General features: G+C 71.9%; 3 protein-coding genes and 1 pseudogene. All 4 read right to left on the bottom strand.

The window, feature by feature from the left end; translation table 11 throughout:
* Positions 1-34: 34 nt before the first annotated feature.
* Positions 35-823: a mycofactocin-coupled SDR family oxidoreductase gene (locus tag ACRDPS_RS06075; protein ID WP_431500728.1), complete on the bottom strand. Its 789-nt coding sequence runs from the start codon at positions 821-823 to the stop codon at positions 35-37.
* Positions 820-1,539, bottom strand: coding sequence for a mycofactocin biosynthesis peptidyl-dipeptidase MftE (gene mftE, locus ACRDPS_RS06070; RefSeq protein WP_431500727.1), 720 nt, complete (start codon positions 1,537-1,539; stop codon positions 820-822). The genes ACRDPS_RS06075 and mftE overlap by 4 nt, the downstream gene beginning before the upstream one ends.
* A gap of 1 nt (position 1,540) precedes the next feature.
* Positions 1,541-2,713, bottom strand: coding sequence for a pre-mycofactocin synthase MftD (mftD, locus tag ACRDPS_RS06065; RefSeq protein WP_431500726.1), 1,173 nt, complete (start codon positions 2,711-2,713; stop codon positions 1,541-1,543).
* 13 nt (positions 2,714-2,726) lie between these two features.
* Positions 2,727-2,945, bottom strand: a pseudogene (locus ACRDPS_RS06060) (mycofactocin radical SAM maturase); the annotation flags it as partial.

Below are 2,945 nucleotides of genomic sequence, written 5' to 3'. Positions count from 1 at the left end.
AGCCGGACGACCGTTCCGTGGGCCAGGTCCCGGTTCATGCCGTGAACCCTCCGTCGGCATGGATCACCGAGCCGGTGACGGCGCGCGAGCGTGGCGAGCTGAGCCAGCGTACGGCGTCGGCGATCTCCTCGGGCTCGAGCACCCGCTCGACGAGGTGGCGTTCTGCCAACGGCTCGACGGTGTCGAGGCCATAGAGGGCCGCGGTCGCGCGGAGCATCTCGGTGCGGGTGCTGCCCGGCGAGACCGCGGTGGCCGTGATGCCGGTGCCGCGCAGGTCGGCGGCGAGGCCGCGGACGAGGCCGACCACCGCATGCTTGCTGGCTGCGTACGCCGTGAGCTGCCGCAGTCCTCGATGGCCGGCCGCGGAGGCGATCGCGATGAACCGGCCCGAGCGCGGAGGCTCCGTCCGGAGCATCAGCGGCACCGCGGCCGCGGCGAGGTTCCAGACTCCGCGCAGGTTGACGTCGAGCATCACGTCGAGCTCACCGTCGGGTGCTTCCCACACCGGACGGCCGCCGGCGACCGCCCCCGCTGCTGCGACGGCGACGTCCAACCGCTCATGTGCGGAGTCGATGGACTCGACCAGGCGGTCCACGGCCGCGCGGTGACGTACGTCGATGATCGCCGTGTCGACCTGGCCCGGCCACCGGGACTCCAGGTCGCGGAGGGCGTGCTCGCGACCCGGCGGCGACGCGGCGCCCGGCATCGGTGCGCAGGCGTCGACCGCGACGACGTGGAACCCGTCCTGGACGAGGCCGGCGACGATCGCGGCACCCATACCTCCTGCGGCACCGGTGACGAGCGCGACCGGATCTTCCGTCATGCCGACGCCGCCACCCGCAGCCGTCCGGCGCCGTCGGCCCTGCCGAGGAGCACGGCCTCGACCGCGGCGTCGACCAGCTCGGCCAGCAGCTGGTCGCCCTCCGGCGCGGATGCTCCGGCCGGGTCTCCGAGCACGCCGTTGGGCGACACGGCCCGGACGCCGCCGGCGCGCATCATCGGCATGAGCAGCTCGACCGGATCGGTCGCACCGGCCTCCGCTCGCTCGTGACGTACGTCCCCGGGCGCGAGCGCCGACATCAGCGAGGTCTCGGTGCGGCCGGCATGAGCGTCACCGGAGGCGATCTCGCACGGTATCCAGGCAGCGTCACGACCCTCGTAGACCAGCCGCCGGACGGCGCTGGCGATCGCCGGCGCGTTGCCGCCATGACCGTTGACGAAGACGACCCGATCCGCCCACCGCGAGATCGACCTGCCGAGCTCGAGCAGCAGCGAGTGCAGGGCGTCGTGCCCGATGTCGATGGTGCCCGGGAAGTGCTCGTGCTCGCCGCTCGCCCCGTACGGCATGGCGGGGGCCAGCACCGCGTGGATCCCCGCCTCCAGCAGCCGTGCCACCGTGCGCTCGGCGACGGCGGTGGCGACGGCGGCATCGGTCGCGAACGGGAGGTGCGGCCCGTGCTGCTCGCACGAGCCGGTCGGGAGGATGACGACCTCCACGTTCTCACCGACCTCGGGCCAGGTGGCGTGCGCGAGATCCATCTCAGCCACCCAGGGTGCGGGTGAAGCCGGGCGGGATGACGATGTCCTCGGCGCTGAGCTCGTCCAGCGCGGCCTTGCCCATCCCGAGCAGCGCCGAGTCGGCGCCGCTGCGCAAGATGTCGAGGACGTTCTCCACCCCGGCCTGACCGTTCGCGGCCAGGCCCCACAGGTAGGCACGGCCGATCATCACGGCACGGGCGCCGAGCGCGACCGCCTTGATCACGTCGCTCCCCCGGCGTACGCCACCATCGAGCACGACCTCGATCTCGTGACCGACGGCGTCGGCGATCGAGGGCAGCACCCGGATCGGCGCCGGCGTGCTGTCGAGGTTGTTGCCGCCGTGGTTGGAGACCGAGATCGCCGTCATGCCGGCATCGACCGCGCGCTTGGCATCGTCGACACGGCAGATCCCCTTGAGCATGACCGGTCCGTCCCACTGGGACCGGAGCCAGGCCAGGTCCTCCCAGGTCGGCAGCGGAGTCTGCATCCACTCGTAGTAGGCACCGAAGAAGGTCGGCGCCGTCTCCCCCGGCTGGACCAGGTTGGGCACGGTCAGATCAGGGATGTAGCCGGCACGCGCGAACCGGGACAGCCACCGGGGCCGGGCGAGCGTCTCGGGCGCGAACTGCACCATCGCCTTCAGGTCGAGCTTCTCCGGGATCGACGGGCTGCCCCAGTCGCGACCCATCGAGAAGGACCAGTCGGTGGTGACGATCAGACCGCGGGCGCCGGCCTCCTTCGCCCGGGCGATCCGCCGCAGGATCGCGTCGCGGCTGCCCAGCCAGTAGATCTGGAAGAACGTCTGAGGGTTGGCCTCGACCACCTCCTCGACCGGCTTGCTCGCGAACGAGCTGAGACCGGTGATGGTGCCCCGGGCAGCGGCGGCCCGGGCGATGGCGACCTCGCCGTCAGGATGCACGGCCTGTACGCCGGTCGGCGAGCAGATCACCGGCAGCGAGATCTCCTCGCCCATGACAGTGGTGGCCAGGTCCCGTTTGCCCGACAGCCCGGCGCAGTGCGGCGCGAAGCCGAGCTCGGCGAACGCGGCGGTGTTGTCGTCATAGCTGACCCCGCGCTCCGAGCCCGCGAGCAGCGCGCTGTAGACGGACTTCGGGAGGCTTCTCTTCGCCCGTCGCTGGGCCTCAGCGACGGTCTCGAACCAGATCTTCGACATGGCGGTTTGACTCCTAGACAGGGCTCTCGTTGCAGAGGCGGTCGGGCAGCTTGGTCGGACGGCCGGGCATGCCCAGCAGGACGGCGTCGGACCGCGAGTGGTCCTGGGACGGCTGCGGCAGACCGGAGCCGTCACGGTTGGCGAGCGCGGTCTGGCTGTTGCCCTTGACGCACTCGGGATCCGGTCCGTCCAGCGGCAGACCGGTGAAGAACTTGGCGGCCATGCAGCCACC

This window comes from Nocardioides sp., from assembly GCF_050699375.1.
GTDB lineage: Bacteria > Actinomycetota > Actinomycetes > Propionibacteriales > Nocardioidaceae > Nocardioides.
Note: the sequence above shows the minus strand (reverse complement) of the source record. Positions and strands in the feature narration are given on the sequence as shown.

What these genes read in the sequence shown, in the direction of transcription:
- mftE (WP_431500727.1), bottom strand. Translation starts at nt 1,539, where the DNA reads ATGGATCTCGCGCACGCCACCTGGCCCGAGGTCGGTGAGAACGTGGAG.
- mftD (WP_431500726.1), bottom strand. Translation starts at nt 2,713, where the DNA reads ATGTCGAAGATCTGGTTCGAGACCGTCGCTGAGGCCCAGCGACGGGCG.
- ACRDPS_RS06075 (WP_431500728.1), bottom strand. Translation starts at nt 823, where the DNA reads ATGACGGAAGATCCGGTCGCGCTCGTCACCGGTGCCGCAGGAGGTATG.